We start from the raw sequence: 16,699 nt of genomic DNA, 5'->3' as shown, positions 1-16,699 counted from the left end.
GCGGCCCGGCCCATGCCGAGCATCCCGTTCTCGGTGTGCAGGGTGACGCCGTGGCCGACGTCGAGGTGGTCCGCGACCGTGGTGGGCTGCCCGATGCCGAGGTTCACGTACGCACCGGTGGGGATGTCCGCAGCGACCGCCGCCGCGATCTGGTCCTTCGTCCGGGTCATCAGGCTCGCTCCTCTGCTTCGACGCGGACGAGGCGGTCGACGTAGATCCCCGGCGTGACCACGTGCTCGGGGTCGATCCGGCCGGCCTCGACCACCTGCTGGACCTCGACGATCGTGGTGGCCGCGGCGGTGGCCATGACGGGTCCGAAGTTGCGGGCGGTCTTGCGGTAGACCAGGTTCCCGGCGGTGTCGGCGGTGTGCGCCGCGATCAGCGCCACGTCACCGCGAAGGGGTGTCTCCAGGACGTGTAGGCGCCCGTCGATCTGTCGGGTCTCCTTGCCCTCGGCCAGCATCGTCCCGGCCCCGGTGGGGGTGAAGAACGCCCCGATCCCGGCACCGGCGGCACGCATCCGCTCGGCCAGGTTCCCCTGCGGCACGACCTCGAGCTCGACCTTCCCCGCCCGGTACAACCCGTCGAACACCCACGAGTCGGCCTGACGCGGGAACGAGCACACCACCTTGGACACCTGACCCGCAGCCAACAGGGCGGCCAGCCCCACGTCGGCGTTCCCGGCGTTGTTCGACACCACCGTCAGGTCACGCGCCCCCTGGCGGATCAACGCGTCGACCAGTGTGAACGGCATCCCCGCCAGGCCGAACCCACCTACGAGCACCGTCGCGCCGTCCGCGACGTCGGCCACCGCCTCGTCCGCGGACTCACAGACCCGGGCCCTCATGGGGTCCGACCGTAGCGGAGGAACGTCGTCTGCCGGTCGCCCTGCAGGTGCACGTCGAAGCGCAGGCCGGTCGCGTCCTCGACGGCGACGAGTCCCCGACGCCCCTCGTCGTCGAGCGAGGAGAGCAGCGGGTCGGACGCCAGGGCGTCCTGACCGGGCAGGTAGACGCGCGTGTGCAGGCGGTCGAGCAGTCCGCGGGCGAACACCACCAGCGAGAAGAAGGCCGCACGTCCGGGCTCTGACGTCCCCGGGCGCACCGTGACGAACTGGTACCCGCCGCTGCGGTCGGTGGCCGCCCGACCCCAGCCGGTGAACGTGTAGCCGTCCCGGTGCAGGGAGCCGTGGCGCTGCACGACCGTCCCGTCGGCGTCGGCCTGCCAGAGCTCGAGCAGCGCGTCGGGGACGGGATCCCCGGCGCCGTCGAGCACCCGGCCGTGCAGCCGCACCGCCTCGGGGTGCGACGCCGGGACCAGGTCGGGCCCGCCCTCGAAAGGCAGGGCGTAGCCGAAGAACGGGCCGACCGTCTGGCCGGGCGTGGGAGGCAGGCTCATGCGTCGTCCTCGTCGTCGGTCTCGAAGCGGACGGCGTCCGCGCCGTCGAGCACGATGTCCCAGCGGTAGCCGGTGGACCACTCGGGCCGGGTGACGTCGTGGTCGTAGGCGGCCACGAGCCGGTCGCGCGCGGCCTCGTCGGTGATGGCCTGGTAGATCGGGTCGAGCGCGAACAGCGGATCGCCCGGGAAGTACATCTGCGTCACCAGGCGCTGGGTGAAGGCGCGGCCGAACACCGAGAAGTGGATGTGCGCCGGACGCCAGGCGTTGCGGTGGTTCTTCCACGGGTACGGGCCTGGCTTGATCGTGGTGAACGCGTAGGTGCCGTCGGCGTCGGTGAGGCAGCGGCCGACCCCGGTGAAGTTCGGGTCGATCGGTGCGGGGTGCTGGTCGCGCTGGTGGATGTAGCGCCCCGAGGCGTTGGCCTGCCAGACCTCCACCAGCTGGTGCGGGACGGGCCGCCCGTCCCCGTCGAGCACGCGTCCGGTGACGACCATGCGCTCGCCGATCGGCTCGCCGCCGTGCTGGATCGTCAGGTCGGCCTCGAGCGGGTCGACGTCCTGCGGGCCGAACACCGGCGACACCAGCTCGACGGTCTCGGGGTCGGCGTGGCGGAGGTCCTTGGTGGGGTGACGCAGGAGGCTGCTGCGGTACGGCCCGAAGTCCAGCCGCGGCTGGGGCCCGCCGGGGGTCGACGCCGCCGCGATCTCGGCGCTGATCTCGTCCTGGGTCGCGATCGCCGCGTCCGAGGACGTCGCGGGCTGCTGGGTGGTCTGGCTCACGCGAGCACCGTAGGCCGTCCGCCGTGACGCGCCGAGGTGCGACTTCCGTCAGACGGAAGCACCTCCCCTATCCTGTGCGACGTGCCCCGGGACCACGCGTCGCAGCCGCGGACGGCGTCCGCGCGTCTGCTGGCGGTGCTCGGCGCGTTCGACCCCGAGCACCGCCGGCTCGGTCTGACGGCCGTCGCCGACCGGGCCGACCTGCCGCTGAGCACGGCGCACCGGCTCGTCGCCGAGCTGGTCGCGTGGGGTGCCCTGCGGCGCCGCGCCGACGGCGACTACGAGGTGGGGCGCAGGCTGTGGGACCTCGGGCTGCTCGCACCGGTGCAGTCCGACCTGCGCCAGGTGGCCTCGCCGTTCCTGCAGGACCTCTACGCCGCGACCCTGGCCACCGTCCACCTGGCGGTGCGCGACGGCACCCAGGTGCTCTACGTCGACCGGCTGTCCGGACGTGCGTCGGTGCCGGTGGTGAGCCAGGTGGGCTCGCGGCTGCCGATGCACGCCACCGGAGTCGGCAAGGTGATGCTGGCGCACGCGCCCGAGGCCGTCCTCACGCGAGTGCTCCACGACCTCACCCGCGTCACGCCGTTCACCGTCACCCAGCCCGGCAGCCTGCAGCGCGAGCTCGCCCGGGTCCGCCGCGACGGCTACGCGCAGACGAGCGAGGAGATGAGCCTCGGGGCGTGCTCGGTGGCGGTGCCCGTCAGCGCCGGCGACGACGTCGTCGCGGCCCTGGGCGTGGTGGTGCCGAGCCTCAAGCGCGACCGCCCGCGGCTCGTCGCGGCGCTGCAGGTGGCCGCGCAGGGCATCGGGCGGACGCTGACCGTCGGGCTTCCGCCAGACGGAAGACGCGGGTAGCCGCCCGTCCACCCGCGGCGTCTGATGGACCCATGAGGACCCAGGTCGCCATCGTCGGAGCCGGCCCCGCGGGGCTGCTGCTGTCGCACCTGCTCGCGGCGGACGGCGTGGAGTCCGTCGTCGTCGAGACGAGGACGCGCGAGTACGTCGAGTCGCGCATCCGCGCCGGGATCCTGGAGAGCTCGACGGTCGACCTGCTCGACTCGGTCGGCCTCGGCGAGCGCCTGCACCGCGAGGGCGACGAGCACCGCGGCATCTACCTGCAGTGGCCGGGCGAGCGCCACCACCTCGACTTCGTCGACCTCGTGGGCCGCAGCATCTGGCTCTACGGGCAGACCGAGGTGACCCTCGACCTCGGCCGCGCCCGCGAGGCGGCCGGCCAGCAGATCGTCTACGAGGTCACCGACACCGCGGTGCACGACGTGGAGACCGACCACCCGTTCGTCACCTACACCGACGCGGGCGGTGCGGCCGTCCGCCTGGACGCCGACGTGGTCGTGGGCTGCGACGGGTCGTTCGGCCCGAGCCGTGCGGCCGTCCCCGAGCCGCTGCGCCGCACCTGGGAGCGGACCTACCCGTACTCGTGGCTCGGCATCCTCGCCGACGTGGCGCCGTCCACCGACGAGCTGATCTACGCCTGGCACCCCGACGGGTTCGCGATGCACTCCATGCGGTCGGCGTCGGTCAGCCGGATGTACCTGCAGGTGCCGCCGGGCGAGGACGTCGCCGCGTGGTCGGACGACCGGATCTGGGACGGCCTGGCCACCCGCCTCGGCCACGGCCAGGACGGGTGGGAGCTGACGCCCGGCCCGATCACCGACAAGAGCGTGCTGCCGATGCGCAGCTTCGTGATGGAGCCGATGCGCCACGGCCGGCTGTTCCTCGCCGGCGACGCCGCGCACATCGTCCCGCCGACGGGTGCGAAGGGCCTCAACCTGGCGGTCGCCGACGTCGGCGTGCTCGCGCCCGCGCTCGTCGCGCTGCTGAAGGGCGACGAGCGCCTCGCCGACTCCTACTCCGACGACGCGCTGCGCCGCGTCTGGCGCTGCACCCACTTCTCGTGGTGGATGACCACGATGCTGCACACCAGCGGGGACCCGTTCGACGAGCAGCTCCAGCTCTCGCAGCTGCGGTGGGTCACCTCCAGCGAGGCCGGCGCGGCCGGCCTGGCGGAGAACTACGCGGGCCTGCCCATCGGCTACCGCGGCTGACCCCCACCCCCACCCCCACCGAGTCGCCGAGATACGGGTTCTGCACCACCGGGCGCTGTCGCGTGGTGCCGATGCCGTATCTCGACGACGCGGTGGGGCGCGTCAGGCGGTGCGACGGCGGCGCAGGAACGGGTCGGTCAGGGCCGGCGCGCGGTAGCCGGCGTCGGCGGCGCTGAGCGTGACGCCCGGCGGGACGATCTCGTCGATGCGGTCGAGCACGTCCGGGCTGAGCCGGACGTCGACGGCGCCGAGCTGGGTCTCGAGCTGCTCCATGGTGCGCGGCCCGATGATCGGCGCGGTGACGCCCGGATGCTGCAGGACGAAGGCGATGGCCAGGTGCACCATCGACACGCCGGCCTCCTCGGCCAGCAGCGCGAGGTGCTCGGCGGCGTCGAGCTTGCGCTGGTTGCCGGGGTCGGAGAGGTCGTAGCGCGCGGGCATCCGCTGCGCGCGGCTGCTCTGCGGCGCGTCCTGGCCCTTGCGGAACTTGCCCGTCAGCCACCCCCCGGCCAGCGGGCTCCAGGGGATGACGCCGAGGCCGTGCTGCTCGGCCACGGGCAGCAGGTCGGCCTCGATGCCACGCACCAGGATCGAGTACGGCGGCTGCTCGGTGACGAACCGGCCGAGTGCCCGCTTCTCGGAGATCCACTGCGCCTCGACCACCTCGTGCGCGGGGAACGTCGACGACCCGAAGGCGCGGATCTTGCCGGCGCGCTGCAGGTCGGTCAGGGCCGACAGCGTCTCCTCGACGTCGGTCTCCCGCTCGGGGCGGTGCACCTGGTAGAGGTCGATCCAGTCGGTGCCGAGGCGGCGCAGGCTGTTCTCGACCTTCTTGACGATCCAGCGGCGCGAGTTGCCGCGCTGGAGCGGGTCGCCCGTCTCGCCCATCGCGACGTCCATGGGTCCGTGGAACTTGGTGGCGAGGACGACGTCGTCGCGGCGGCCCTTGAGCGCCTTGCCGACGATCTCCTCGGACTCGCCACGGGAGTACACGTCGGCGGTGTCGATGAAGTTGATCCCGGCGTCGAGGGCGCGGTGGATGATCCCGATCGACGTGTCGTGGTCGGGCTCGCCCCACTCCCCGAACATCATCGCCCCGAGACACAGGGGGCTGACCATCATTCCGGTACGTCCGAGGCTGCGGTAGTCCATGCCGCCAACGTAGGTCGGGGGCGCACGCGACGCAGGGCGACGGGAACCGGGACGGGGACCGCCGCGTCGCACCGTCACCTCGTCACGACCAGCAGCGGTCGAACGCCAACCAGGGGGCTGCCATGACCCGTCCGTCCACCACCGCCCGCGGCCGCGTCGCGGCGCTCGCCGTCGTCGCGCTCGTCGGGCTCACCGCCTGCTCGGGCGGGTCGTCCGACAGCTCGGGGTCGGCCGCCGACCGGGAGGTGGCCGCCGAGTCCGGTGCCGGCCGCTCCGAGGACGCGTCCGCGGCGTCCGCCTCCGGCTCGCCGACCTCGTTGCAGCAGCGACGCATCGAGCGCAAGGGGTCCCTCTCGATCGCCACGGGCGACGTCGCGAAGGCCCGCGCCGACGTGCTGGACGCGGCGAGCGCCCTCGACGGGTACGTCGCCGACGAGCGTTCTAGCACCGACGACGACGGAGGCCTCGACCGCACGACCCTGCGCCTCGTCGTGCCCACGGCGTCGTTCGACGAGGCGATGGCCGGGTTCGCCGGGAAGGGACGCGTCGTCGACCGCCGTCAGACCGCGGTCGACGTCACCGAGGAGGTGGTGGACGTCGACAGCCGCGTCGCGAGCGCCAGGGCGAGCCTGGACCGCATCCGGACGCTGCTCTCCCGCGCCCAGGCGATCGGCGACGTGATCAAGCTCGAGTCCGAGCTCGGCACGCGCCAGGCCGAGCTGGAGTCGCTGCAGGCCCAGCAGGCGTCGCTGAGGACCCGCGCGGACACCGCGACGATCCAGGTGTCGGTGCGCCGCACGTCCGCGGCCGCCCCGTCCGACGACCGCACCGGCTTCCTCGCGGGCCTCGGGGCCGGGTGGTCGGCCCTGGCGGCGGCGTGGACGGGCGCCACCACCGCCGTCGGCGCGCTGCTGCCGTTCATGGTGGCGCTCGGCGTGCCCGCCGCGGCCGTCGCGGTCGCCGTCCGTCGCCTCCGCCGTCGTCGCCCCACCCCCGCCTGACCCGGCCCACCGAGTGGTCGAGATACGGCTCCTGCACCACGCGACGGCGCCCGGTGGTGCAGAAGCCGTATCTCGGCGACTCCTCTAGGGTCGGGGGCATGGACGCCGCGACGCTGCTCACCGACCTCGCCGCCGGACGGGTCGGCACCGCCGACGTCGTCGACGACCTCGGTGAGGACGCGCGCTCGTGCGACGTGCAGCTGCGGTCGTACGGCGGGCGCGAGGCGTTCGGCGGGCCGGTGCGCACCGTCAAGGTCTACGAGGACAACGCGCTGGTGAAGTCGACGCTGGCCACCGACGGCGGCGGCGCGGTGCTGGTCGTCGACGGCGGGCACTCGCTGCACAGCGCGCTGGTGGGCGACCTCATCGCCGCGTCCGCGGTGGAGCACGGCTGGGCCGGCGTCGTCGTGCTCGGCGCGATCCGCGACGTCAGGGCGATGGCCACGCTCGACCTCGGCGTCGTCGCGCTCGGCTCCAACCCGCGCAAGAGCAGCAAGACCGGGGCCGGCCAGTCCGACGTGCCCGTGCACGCGGGCGGCGTCGCCTTCACCACCGACGACCACGTGCTCGTCGACGCGGACGGCGTGCTGGTCGTCGCGAGCTCGTTGCTCGCCTAGAGGCGCTCGACCACGACGAACCGCTCGAGCACGAGCTCGGTGTCGTCGTCGACCGTGTAGGACGGGTCGCGCATCTCCGCCCGGTTCTCCCGCGAGTGCCAGAAGCGCACGTGCCCCTCGCGCCACTGCTCGACGCTCTGATATCCCTCGCCCTCGTCGACCGCGTGCTGCAGGTCGACGTCGGCCAGCCGGACTCGCCGCACCTCGGTCGTCTCGATCACCGCCACGCGCCGCCCGGCCGAGTCCACCAGCGCAGCCAGCTCGCCCACGCGCGGCAGGGGCTCGCCGTCGACGGCGTAGGCCTCCACCGTCGAGGCGGTCGAGGTCTTCGAGCCGTCGAGGATCGCGGCGACCAGCGCGTCGCGCAAAGGGCCGGGGAAGGCGAACTCGGCGACGGGCAGGCGGTCGACGTCCATGCACCCACCCTGCCACCGCGAGGGCGCATGATGTCCCGGTGAGGTGGAGGACGGTGCTCGTCGCGGTGCTGACGGCCGCGTGCGCGCTGATGCTGACGGGCGGCGCACCCGTCGCGGCGGAGCAGGACCCGCTCGCCGTCACCGGGTACGCCGTCGAGGGCGACGCCGCCGCGATCACCCGCGACGCCGGGGCGCTCACCACCGTCGGCGTCGACGGCGTGAACATCAGCGCGACGGGACGCGGCGTCGGACGTCCCACGGCACCGGTCCGCGCCCTGCGCGCCCGCGCCCACCGCGAGGGGCTGCGCACCGAGCTGCTCGTGGCCAACTACTCCGACGCGATCGGCGACTTCGACCCGGTGGCCGCCCGACGACTGCTCGGCTCGGACGCCAACCGTCGACGCGTCGCTCGCCGTCTCGCCGCCACCGTCCGGCGAGGCGGCTGGGACGGCGTGCAGGTCGACCTGGAGTCGCTGGGCGCCGGCGACCGCCGGGGCCTGACGCGGTTCGTCGCCGAGCTGCGACGCCGGCTGCCCGCCGACGCCTCGCTGAGCATGGCCGTCATGGCCAGCACCTCGACCCGGGGGTACCGCCGCCGCGGCTACGATCTCCCGGCCCTGGCCCGGCGCCTCGACCGCGTGGTGCTGATGGCCTACGACCAGCACGGCCCGACGTGGAGCGGGGCCGGTCCCGTCGGGGGCCTTCCCTGGGTGCGCCGCACGCTGCGTGCGCTGCTGCGGCAGGTGCCCGCCCGCCAGGTCGACCTCGGGGTCGCCGGCTACGGCTACACCTGGCCGAAGGGGCGCGACGGCACGGTCGTGTCCGACCGCCGCGCCCGGAAGGTCGCGCACCACGACCGCTGGGACGCCCGGCAGGGCGAGTGGACCGGACGGCTCGCCGGCGGCGGACGCGTCTGGTGGTCCGACGCCCGGTCGTGGCGGGTGCGGCGCGAGCTCGCGTCGTCGCACCACCTGCACGGCCTCGCCCTGTGGTCGCTGGGCCGGTCCGACCCACTGACGTGACGACGCCCCGCGCCCGGAGGTCCGGGGCGGGGCGTCGAGGGTGGTGCGTGGGGCTCAGCGGTCGATCTTGGTGACGTTGAAGCTCTCGTCCAGCTCGACGTCGACGTCCTCGTTGTTGTCCAGGCGGACCTCGACCTCGTAGGCGTGGTCGGCGTCGTCGCTCGTGCCCGAGTCGGTCACGCGACCGCCGCCGGCGGCCTTGATCGCCGCGGCCGACGCCTTCGCGAGGGTGTCGCCGGTCAGCGGCTGGTCGTCGTCGACGGTGGGCGTCGCGGCGGCCGACGGCGCGGCCGTGGTGGGCGCCGCGGACTCGGTCGGCGCGGCGGCAGCGGCGGTGGGCGGGTTGTTGGTGACCTTGAAGTCCTCGTCGAGCTCGACGTCGACGTCGTTGCCGTTCTCGAACTGGACCTCGACGTCGTAGGCGTAGTCGTCGTCGCCGTCGCCCTTGTCGACGTCGGTGACCTGGCCGCCGCCGACGGCCTCGATGGCGGCGGCCGAGGCGCGCTCGCGGTCCTCGCTGGACACGGAGTCGTCGTCGCCGCAGGCCGTGAGGCTGAGGGCGAGGATCAGGCCGGAGGCGGCAGTGGCGAGGGTCGTGCGGCGCATGGTGGTCTCCTGTGGTGTGTCGGCGCCGTCTGCGCCGGTGGTGCGGTGTCCTGCTGACTGGTCCCCATCACACCGGTGGCGCGTGAGCGGTGCGTGAGACGTCCGTGAGGAACGTCTTAGGGACGCCAGGCGCGACGCACCCACGGCAGCAGCACGTCGGCGACCCGGCGAGGCTGCTCGAGACCGGTCAGGTGCCCGACCCCGGGCAGGACGACCAGCTCGGTGTCCGAGCCGGGACGGCGCGCGTCGCGCATCTCCTCGCCGCGGACGGGCGGCGTGCCCTCGTCCTCGTCACCGAACAGCAGCAGGACCGGGCGCTCCAGGTCGCGCAGGGCGTCGGTGGTGTCGTCGCGCGACGCGATCGCGCGGGCCATCCACGCGACGCCGCGCGGGTCGGCGCCGTCGATGATCGAGCGCAGCAGGTCGACCAGGTGGGGCTGGTCGCGGTGCGCCGTGGCGCCGAGGCCGTCGTCCGCGGAGCCGCGGACGGGCCCGGTCGACCCCGAGCGCTCCACCTCGTCGGCGGTGGCCAGACGCTCGTCCGGGACGTCGGGCTCGATCCGTCGCGTCGTCGTGCTGCCCAGGGCCAGGCCCGCCACCCGCTCCGGCGCGTGCGCGGCGACCGCCAGCGCCACGTACCCGCCGGTGGAGACGCCGTGCAGGACCGCCCGTCCGACACCGATCCCGTCGAGCACGCCGAGGACGAGGTCGCGGGCGTGCGCCATCGTCGCGGGCCCGTCGGGCACGGGGCTGCGGCCGAGCCCGGGCAGGTCGACCAGCACGACGCGGACGCCGTCCAGCGCCTCGACCAGCGGCTCCCACGTGCGCGACGACAGCGGGAACGCGTGGAGCAGGACCAGGACGGGGCCGTCGCCGCCGAGGTCGCGGTACCAGCAGCCGGGCGTCGTCTCGGAGTCGCTCACGCGCACCACCCTGGTCCAGGACGCCCCCGGACGCCGACCGGAATCTCGACCCGTCCAGGCAACATTTGTGTTTCATCTGCGTCCCAGATGGTGGGTCCCCGCGACAGGACGGTCAGGACGGTCAATACTCGTGGCTGCCGGCGGGCTCTCCCGCCGCTGACCGCCGCGACCCCTCGAACCCCACGAACGGAGCCCGCGCGTGATCGAGTTCGACCAGGTCGTCAAGACCTTCCCCGACGGCACCACCGCCGTCGACCACCTCGACCTCGTCCTCCCCGACGGCAAGATCACCGTCATGGTCGGTCCGTCCGGCTGCGGCAAGACGACGTCGCTGCGGATGATCAACCGGATGATCGACCCCACGTCGGGGACGATCCGGATCGACGGCGAGGACATCACCGGCAAGGACCCCGCCGAGCTGCGCCGCGGCATCGGGTACGTGATCCAGCAGGCCGGCCTGTTCCCGCACCGCACGATCGTCGACAACATCGCGACCGTGCCGTTCCTGCTCGGCACCGACCGCAAGCAGGCGCGCAACCGGGCGCTGGAGCTGATGGAGCGCGTCGGGCTGTCGACGTCGTTCGCCAAGCGCTACCCCGTGCAGCTCTCCGGCGGCCAGCAGCAGCGCGTCGGCGTCGCCCGGGCGCTGGCGGCCGACCCGCCCGTCATGCTGATGGACGAGCCGTTCAGCGCCGTCGACCCCGTGGTCCGCGACCAGCTGCAGGCCGAGTTCCTGCGCCTGCAGCAGGACCTCGGCAAGACCATCGCCTTCGTCACCCACGACATCGACGAGGCGATCAAGATCGGCGACCTCGTCGCGGTGTTCGCCGAGGGGGGCCGCCTCGCGCAGCTCGCCCCGCCGGCCGAGCTGCTGGCCGAGCCCGCCGACGACTTCGTGGCCGGGTTCGTCGGCCACGACCGCGGGTTCCGCGGCCTGTCGTTCACGCTCGCGTCGGCGCTGCCCGTCGAGGGCGTCGAGACCTCCGTCGACGGCTCCACGCTGAGCCGCGACGACGCCGGTCGGCCGCTGGGCTGGACGCGCGCGGGCGGCGAGGCGCTGCTCGACCACGACGGCACGTTCGGCCCCGAGAACACCGTCCGTGCCGCCCTCGACGTCGCCATCCGATCGCCGCTGGGCGTCGCGGTGCGCGTGGACGCCGACGGCCGGGCCGACGGCCTCGTCCGCCACGAGACCATCGCGGCGTTCCTGCGCGAGCGGCACCAGGCGGGCGGCGTCGCGTGAGCGCCGTCGGCGACTACCTGGCGTCGCTGGTCGACTACCTCGACGTCAACGGGACGCTCGTCTGGGACGCGCTGCAGCAGCACATCTGGCTGGCGCTGCTGCCCGTGGCGATCGCGTTCGTGCTGTCGCTGCCGATCGGGTACCTCGCCGTGCGGTTCTCGTGGCTCTACCACCCGCTGCTCAACCTCTCGAGCCTGCTGTACGCGATCCCGTCCCTGGCGCTGTTCCTACTGATGCCGCTGATCCTCGGCACCCAGATCCTCGACCCGCTCAACATCGTCGTCGCGCTGTCGGTCTACACCCTGGCCCTGCTCGTGCGGACGGTCGCCGACGGCCTGCGCTCGGTCGACCCGATGATCACCCAGGCGGCCACGGCGATCGGCTACAAGCGGGTCCGCCGGCTCGTCGCGGTCGAGCTGCCCATCGCGCTGCCGGTGATCTTCGCCGGGCTGCGCGTCGCCACCGTGTCCAACATCAGCCTGGTCAGCGTCGGCGCCCTCGTGGGGGTCGGCGGCCTCGGCCAGCTCTTCACCCGCGGGTTCCAGCTGTTCTACTCGGTGCCGATCGTGGTCGGCCTCGTGCTGTCGATCGCGCTCGCGCTGCTCGCCGACGTCCTGCTCGTGCTGGCGCAGCGGGCGCTCACGCCCTGGACCCGGGTGGGGGCGACCCGATGAACGACGGCACCTTCTCCTACCTCTTCGACGGCGACAACTGGGCCTGGGGCGCCGCCAACGGGTTCCCCGAGCGGATCCTCGAGCACCTCGGCTACACGCTCCTCGGCCTGGTCATCGCGTTCGTCATCGCCTTCCCGGTGGGCCTGCTGATCGGCCACACCGGACGGTTCGCCTTCCTGGCGATCAACGCGGGCAACGCCGGCCGCTCGCTGCCGACGCTCGGCCTGCTGTCGATCGTCGTGGTGATCAGCGGCATCGGCCTGCTGCCCGTCACGATCGGCCTGGTGGTGCTGGCCATCCCGCCGATCCTCACCACCACCTACGCCGCGGTGCAGGCCGTCGACCGCGCGACGATCGACGCCGCCCGGGGCATGGGCATGACCGAGCCCAAGATCCTGTTCTCCGTCGAGCTGCCCATCGGCCTGCCGCTCGTCGTCGGCGGCCTGCGCAACGCCACGCTGCAGGTGGTCTCAACGGCCACCATCGCGGCGTACGTCGGGCTCGGCGGCCTCGGCCGCTACCTGATCGACGGCCTCGCCGCGCGCGACTACCCGCAGGTGGTGGCCGGCGCGATCCTCGTGGGCGTCCTGGCCGTCGCCCTCGACCTCCTCCTGGCCGGCTTCCAGCGCCTGGTCGTCTCCCCCGGGGTCGACGGTCGGGCCACCCGGAGCCGCGGCACCCGAAACCGTCCCACCGACACCGACACCCCCACCCCCGACGAGGCCGTCCCCACGGCACCGTCAACGGCTGCCCAGCCGACGACCGAGAGGTGACTGCCATGTCACGACGTCCCCTGACCCTGATCGGCGCGGCCCTCGCGGTCGGTCTGACGCTCACCGCCTGCGGCGGCGGAGGTGGCGACGACGCCTTCTCCTCCGGCGACAGCGGCGGTGGCGGCTCCATCACGCTCGGCTCGGCGAACTTCCCCGAGAACGAGCTGCTGATGAACATGTACGCCGGCGCCCTGGAGGCCAAGGGCGTCGACGTGTCCACGCAGCCCAACATCGGCTCGCGCGAGATCTACATCAAGGCGCTCGAGGACGGCTCCATCGACGCCGTCCCGGAGTACAACGGCGCGCTGCTCGCGTTCCTCAAGCCCGACGGCGTCCCCGACACCGTCAGCTCGCCCGAGCAGGTCGAGACCGAGCTGAAGAAGGTGCTCCCCGAGGGCACCGAGATCCTGGCCCAGTCCGACGCCGAGGACAAGGACGCGGTCACCGTCACCAAGGCCACCGCCGACAAGTACTCCCTGAAGTCGATCGCCGACCTCGAGCCCGTCGCGGGCGACCTGGTCGCCGGCGGCTCGCCGGAGTGGCAGACCCGCTACCAGGGCCTCAAGGGCCTCAAGTCGGTCTACGGCCTGACGTTCAAGAGCTACCGCCCCCTCGACGTCGGCGGCCCGCTCACGATCTCGGCGCTCAAGGACGGCACCATCGACGTCGCCGACGTGTTCTCCACCGACTCGGCGTTCACCACCGAGGACTTCGTGGCCCTCGAGGACCCCGAGAACCTGTTCACGTCGCAGAACATCGTGCCGCTGATCAAGTCCGACAAGGTCACCCCGGAGGTCACCGAGGCCCTCGACGGCGTGTCCAAGGCGCTGACCACCGAGAACCTCACCGAGGCGCTCGCCAAGGTCCAGGTCGACAAGGCCGACCCCAAGACCGTCGCCGACGAGTTCCTCAAGGACAACAACCTCGACTGAGACACCCCGGCATCCCAGTAGTCGGTGAAGGCACGAGGGGCCCGTCCGAGCACCTGCTCGGGCGGGCCCGTCGTGCGTCTCAGCCCGGCGCGCGGACGAGCACGAACTGCGGGCTCGAGCGGAGCACGAAGCCGAGACGCTCGTAGACCGACCGTGCCGGGTTGTCGGCCGAGGTGTGCAGGAAGGCGACGTCGCCGCGCGCCTCGATGCCGGCGGCGACGTGGCGCACCAGGCGCGAGGAGAGCCCGCGTCCCCGGTGGGCGGCGTCGGTGCAGACGGCGCTGATCTCGCCGAAGCCGGCCCAGCGTGACCGCTCGCCGGCCATCGCGACGAGCCGGCCGTCGTGGTGCAGGCCGACGTAGCCGCCCAGCTCGTGCGTGCGCGGCAGGAACGGGCCGGGGCGCGTCGCCGCGGTCAGCTCGAGCATCGCGGGGACGTCGGCGTCGCCGAGCGGCCGCACCTCGTCGTCGGGCTGCCCGACCGGCGAGGAGGCCACCAGCTGCACGCCCGGCACCGCCTGCAGCCGCTCCCAGTCGTCCGGCAGGTCGAGCGGACGGGCCGACACCAGGGCCGTGCCCCCGGGTCCGAGCAGAGCGGCCAGCGACGCCCACCCGTCGGCGCCCGAGCCCGGACGCGTCGCCGCGAAGACGTTGACGTCCGGCCGGTAGCGCCGGGCGAGGTCGTCGCCGACGGACAGCCGGCGTCCGTGCCCGTCGAGCCCGTGCCAGAACGCGTGGTCGAGCTCGTCCATGGACGTCAGGCTACGCAGACGGGCCCGGCACCCCCTGGGGGAGTGCCGGGCCCGTCGTGGTGCGGTGTGCCAGGTGTCAGCTGCCGACCTTCTCGGCGGCGTCGCCGGCGGCCTCGACCGCGGCCTCGGCGGCCTTCTTGGTGGAGGTGTTGGTGCGCTTGGCGGCCGTGCGGGTCTGCTTGGTCGCCTTCTTGGCGGTGGTGGCGGCACCCTTGGCGGCGCTGTTGGTGCGCGCGGCGGCCTCGTCCGAGGCCTCCTTGGCCGTGGTCGCGGCCTCCTTGACGGCGGCGTTGGTGCGCTCGGCGGCCTGGTCGGAGGCGTTCTTCGCGGTGGTGGCGGCGCGCTTGGTGGCCGTCTCGGTGCGCTTGGCGGCCTTCGTGGCGGTGGTCTTGGTGGCCTTGGCCGAGCGCTCGGCGTTGGCGACCTTCTTCTTCAGGTCCTGGCTCGACTCCTGGCCACGGATGCGTCCGACGAGGTCCTCGCCGCGCTCGGCCAGACCGACGTAGGCGCCGACGGCCTCGGACAGGATCTCGTTGGCGAGGGCCTGGGCCTGCTCGGGGAGGGCCTTGAGCTGCTCGGGCAGCCCCTTGACCTGCTCGGGGACGGCCTTGACGTCGGCCACGGCCGCGTCGACGTCCTTCTGCGTGGGGACGACCGAGCGCAGGTGCGCCACGACCGCGTCGGTGGCGCCGACGACGGCGTAGATCGGGGTGGTGGGATCGGAGAGCTTGGGAGCCATGGTGAGTCCTTCGGGTCGAGTGTCCGACGCCTCGGGGACGCCGTGCTGTGCGTGGGAGGGGCGGTGGTGCGGTGGTGCCTGCCTCGCTCCCACCCCTCCATGCTTGCAGGCCTGCTTGCAAATGCAAGCGCAGATCGGGGCTGGCGGACGAGACGTCCGTCACCCCGGTATCTCGGCGTTTACCGCCCGGTAACCTCCGTCACGCGCGTGGACCCGTCCCGGACTCGTGCCAGGGCCGACGGCCCCCACCTGGCGTCCTGCAAGCACGTCCCCGTGCCGTGACCGGTCCGGACGTGGAAGGCTGTGGCCGTGATGCTTCCCCACGCCAGCGGCGTCCAGCTCCACGTCACCTCGTTGCCCGACGGACGCCTGGGCGACTCCGCCCGCGCCTTCGTCGACTGGCTCGCCGACGCCGGGCAGAGCGTCTGGCAGGTGCTCCCGGTGTCGGTGCCCGACGAGCACCACTCGCCGTACAAGTCGCCGTCGGCGTTCGCCGCGTCGCCGGCGCTGCTCGAGCACCCGGACGCACCCGTCAGCGACGACGACCTCGCCGCGTTCCGCGAGCGCGAGTCGTACTGGGTGGCCTCGTGGGAGGACTTCGGCGGCGACCTCGCCGACCAGGTGCGCTTCGACCGCGAGTGGGGCGCGCTGCGCGACTACGCGCAGGCGCGCGGCGTCCGTCTGATGGGCGACGTGCCCGTCTACGTCGCCCCCGACGGCGCGGACGAGCGCGCGTGGCCCGGCTACTTCCGCGACGACGCCGTCGCGGGCGTGCCTCCCGACGCGTACACCGCCGACGGCCAGCTCTGGGGCAACCCGCTGTACGACTGGGACGCCGTGGCGGCCGACGACTACCGCTGGTGGGTCGAGCGGATGCGTCGCACGTTCGCGCTGTTCGACCTCGTGCGCCTCGACCACTTCCGCGGGTTCGTCGCCTACTGGGCCGTGCCGGCCGGCGACACCACCGCCAAGGGCGGTGCGTGGGAGCCCGGCCCCGGTCGCGCGCTCTTCGACGCCGCCACCGCCGCGCTCGGCGAGCTGCCCGTGCTGGCCGAGGACCTCGGCGACATCGACCAGCCCGTCCACGACCTGCGCGACGAGCTCGGCTACCCCGGCATGGCCGTGCTGCAGTTCGCGTTCGACCCCGAGGACGAGGAGCCGGGCACCCACGACCCGATCAACCAGCTGGAGCACCAGGTGGTCTACACCGGCACCCACGACAACGACACCGTGTGCGGCTGGTGGGCCGACGCCGAGCCCGCGCGCAGGCGGCTCGCCAAGAAGGCGTTCGCGGCCGCGGGCGTGCGAGCCGACGCCGACGTCGAGCCGTCCTGGGCGATGATCGAGCTGGCCCTCGCGGCCCGCTGCGACCTGGCGATGATGCAGGCGCAGGACGTCCTGGGCCTGGGCTCGGAGGCCCGGATGAACGCCCCCGGCACCGAGGGCGGCTGGGCCTGGCGGATGGAGCCCGGTGCGCTCACGCCCGATCTCGCCGCCCGCCTCCGCGACCTCACCGAGGCCGCCGGCCGCCTCTGAACCGGGAGCTGGGGCGGACGGTTCACCTGGGGTTCGCCGGCGGGCCACCGTGGTCGTCGATGATG

Annotated in this window: 19 protein-coding genes; 10 read left to right on the top strand and 9 right to left on the bottom strand. The window is 73.5% G+C overall.

Features of this window, described 5'->3' with window-relative positions; all coding sequences use genetic code 11:
- Positions 1-169: 169 nt before the first annotated feature.
- Genes ACI6PP_RS11195 through pcaH form a run of 3 tightly spaced genes read right to left on the bottom strand, consistent with a single transcriptional unit; the run spans position 170 to position 2,180 of the window.
- Entirely contained in the window at positions 170-847 is a 678-nt protein-coding gene (locus ACI6PP_RS11195; protein ID WP_421111660.1) for a 3-oxoacid CoA-transferase subunit A, read from the bottom strand.
- Complete coding sequence (gene pcaG / locus ACI6PP_RS11190) at positions 844-1,398, bottom strand: protocatechuate 3,4-dioxygenase subunit alpha (protein ID WP_421111659.1); 555 nt, start codon at positions 1,396-1,398, stop codon at positions 844-846. The genes ACI6PP_RS11195 and pcaG overlap by 4 nt, the downstream gene beginning before the upstream one ends.
- Positions 1,395-2,180 (bottom strand): protocatechuate 3,4-dioxygenase subunit beta, encoded by a 786-nt coding sequence (pcaH, locus tag ACI6PP_RS11185; RefSeq protein WP_421111658.1) that lies wholly within the window; start codon positions 2,178-2,180, stop codon positions 1,395-1,397. The genes pcaG and pcaH overlap by 4 nt, the downstream gene beginning before the upstream one ends.
- A gap of 81 nt (positions 2,181-2,261) precedes the next feature.
- Here pcaH and ACI6PP_RS11180 point away from each other — a divergent pair, with 81 nt between their 5' ends.
- On the top strand, positions 2,262-3,038 hold the full coding sequence (locus tag ACI6PP_RS11180; RefSeq protein ID WP_421111657.1) for an IclR family transcriptional regulator: 777 nt from the start codon (positions 2,262-2,264) through the stop codon (positions 3,036-3,038).
- 32 nt (positions 3,039-3,070) lie between these two features.
- Complete coding sequence (locus ACI6PP_RS11175) at positions 3,071-4,249, top strand: 4-hydroxybenzoate 3-monooxygenase (protein ID WP_421111656.1); 1,179 nt, start codon at positions 3,071-3,073, stop codon at positions 4,247-4,249.
- A 102-nt stretch (positions 4,250-4,351) separates the two neighbouring features.
- Here the strand turns inward: ACI6PP_RS11175 and ACI6PP_RS11170 are convergent, their stop codons facing one another.
- Positions 4,352-5,401, bottom strand: a complete 1,050-nt coding sequence (locus tag ACI6PP_RS11170; protein WP_421111655.1) for an aldo/keto reductase — start codon at positions 5,399-5,401, stop codon at positions 4,352-4,354.
- A gap of 122 nt (positions 5,402-5,523) precedes the next feature.
- On the opposite strand from ACI6PP_RS11170, the gene ACI6PP_RS11165 reads away from it, so the two are divergent.
- Both ACI6PP_RS11165 and rraA read left to right on the top strand, forming a co-directional pair.
- Complete coding sequence (locus tag ACI6PP_RS11165; RefSeq protein ID WP_421111654.1) at positions 5,524-6,402, top strand: DUF4349 domain-containing protein; 879 nt, start codon at positions 5,524-5,526, stop codon at positions 6,400-6,402.
- Positions 6,403-6,500: 98 nt separating this feature from the next.
- Positions 6,501-7,019, top strand: a complete 519-nt coding sequence (gene rraA / locus ACI6PP_RS11160) for a ribonuclease E activity regulator RraA (RefSeq protein ID WP_421111653.1) — start codon at positions 6,501-6,503, stop codon at positions 7,017-7,019.
- Here the strand turns inward: rraA and ACI6PP_RS11155 are convergent.
- The gene (locus tag ACI6PP_RS11155) at positions 7,016-7,435 is read right to left on the bottom strand and encodes an ASCH domain-containing protein (RefSeq protein WP_421111652.1); all 420 of its coding nucleotides are present in this window, start codon (positions 7,433-7,435) and stop codon (positions 7,016-7,018) included. The two genes, rraA and ACI6PP_RS11155, sit on opposite strands and share 4 nt — an antisense overlap.
- A gap of 38 nt (positions 7,436-7,473) precedes the next feature.
- Here ACI6PP_RS11155 and ACI6PP_RS11150 point away from each other — a divergent pair, with 38 nt between their 5' ends.
- The gene (locus ACI6PP_RS11150) at positions 7,474-8,457 is read left to right on the top strand and encodes a glycosyl hydrolase family 18 protein (RefSeq protein WP_421111651.1); all 984 of its coding nucleotides are present in this window, start codon (positions 7,474-7,476) and stop codon (positions 8,455-8,457) included.
- Positions 8,458-8,511: 54 nt separating this feature from the next.
- On the opposite strand, the gene ACI6PP_RS11145 is transcribed toward ACI6PP_RS11150, so the two are convergent.
- Positions 8,512-9,063, bottom strand: a complete 552-nt coding sequence (locus tag ACI6PP_RS11145) for a PepSY domain-containing protein (RefSeq protein WP_421111649.1) — start codon at positions 9,061-9,063, stop codon at positions 8,512-8,514.
- Positions 9,064-9,179: 116 nt separating this feature from the next.
- Positions 9,180-9,986 carry an alpha/beta fold hydrolase gene (locus ACI6PP_RS11140; protein ID WP_421111647.1) on the bottom strand — a complete coding sequence of 269 codons (807 nt, stop codon included), beginning with the start codon at positions 9,984-9,986 and terminating at the stop codon, positions 9,180-9,182.
- Between the two features lie 199 nt (positions 9,987-10,185).
- On the opposite strand from ACI6PP_RS11140, the gene ACI6PP_RS11135 reads away from it, so the two are divergent.
- Genes ACI6PP_RS11135 through ACI6PP_RS11120 form a run of 4 tightly spaced genes read left to right on the top strand, consistent with a single transcriptional unit; the run spans position 10,186 to position 13,608 of the window.
- Positions 10,186-11,229, top strand: coding sequence for an ABC transporter ATP-binding protein (locus ACI6PP_RS11135; RefSeq protein ID WP_421111645.1), 1,044 nt, complete (start codon positions 10,186-10,188; stop codon positions 11,227-11,229).
- Positions 11,226-11,903, top strand: a complete 678-nt coding sequence (locus ACI6PP_RS11130) for an ABC transporter permease (protein ID WP_421111643.1) — start codon at positions 11,226-11,228, stop codon at positions 11,901-11,903. The genes ACI6PP_RS11135 and ACI6PP_RS11130 overlap by 4 nt, the downstream gene beginning before the upstream one ends.
- Complete coding sequence (locus ACI6PP_RS11125) at positions 11,900-12,676, top strand: ABC transporter permease (RefSeq protein ID WP_421111640.1); 777 nt, start codon at positions 11,900-11,902, stop codon at positions 12,674-12,676. Before ACI6PP_RS11130 ends, ACI6PP_RS11125 begins: the two co-directional genes overlap by 4 nt.
- Positions 12,677-12,681: 5 nt before the next feature.
- A complete protein-coding gene (locus tag ACI6PP_RS11120; protein ID WP_421111638.1) occupies positions 12,682-13,608 on the top strand; it encodes an ABC transporter substrate-binding protein in 927 nt (308 codons plus the stop codon).
- A gap of 79 nt (positions 13,609-13,687) precedes the next feature.
- Here the strand turns inward: ACI6PP_RS11120 and ACI6PP_RS11115 are convergent, their stop codons facing one another.
- Together ACI6PP_RS11115 and ACI6PP_RS11110 are read right to left on the bottom strand one after the other, a co-directional pair.
- Complete coding sequence (locus ACI6PP_RS11115) at positions 13,688-14,359, bottom strand: GNAT family N-acetyltransferase (protein WP_421111636.1); 672 nt, start codon at positions 14,357-14,359, stop codon at positions 13,688-13,690.
- A gap of 76 nt (positions 14,360-14,435) precedes the next feature.
- Positions 14,436-15,098 (bottom strand): hypothetical protein, encoded by a 663-nt coding sequence (locus ACI6PP_RS11110; RefSeq protein ID WP_421111634.1) that lies wholly within the window; start codon positions 15,096-15,098, stop codon positions 14,436-14,438.
- Between the two features lie 312 nt (positions 15,099-15,410).
- Between ACI6PP_RS11110 and ACI6PP_RS11105 the strand changes: the two genes are divergently transcribed.
- Positions 15,411-16,634: a 4-alpha-glucanotransferase gene (locus tag ACI6PP_RS11105; RefSeq protein ID WP_421111661.1), complete on the top strand. Its 1,224-nt coding sequence runs from the start codon at positions 15,411-15,413 to the stop codon at positions 16,632-16,634.
- Positions 16,635-16,699 lie beyond the last annotated feature (65 nt).

This window comes from Solicola agrisoli (assembly GCF_049059935.1).
GTDB lineage: Bacteria > Actinomycetota > Actinomycetes > Propionibacteriales > Nocardioidaceae > JAURVT01.
The sequence above is the reverse complement of the archived record's forward strand: the minus strand, read 5'-3'. Positions and strand labels throughout refer to the sequence as shown.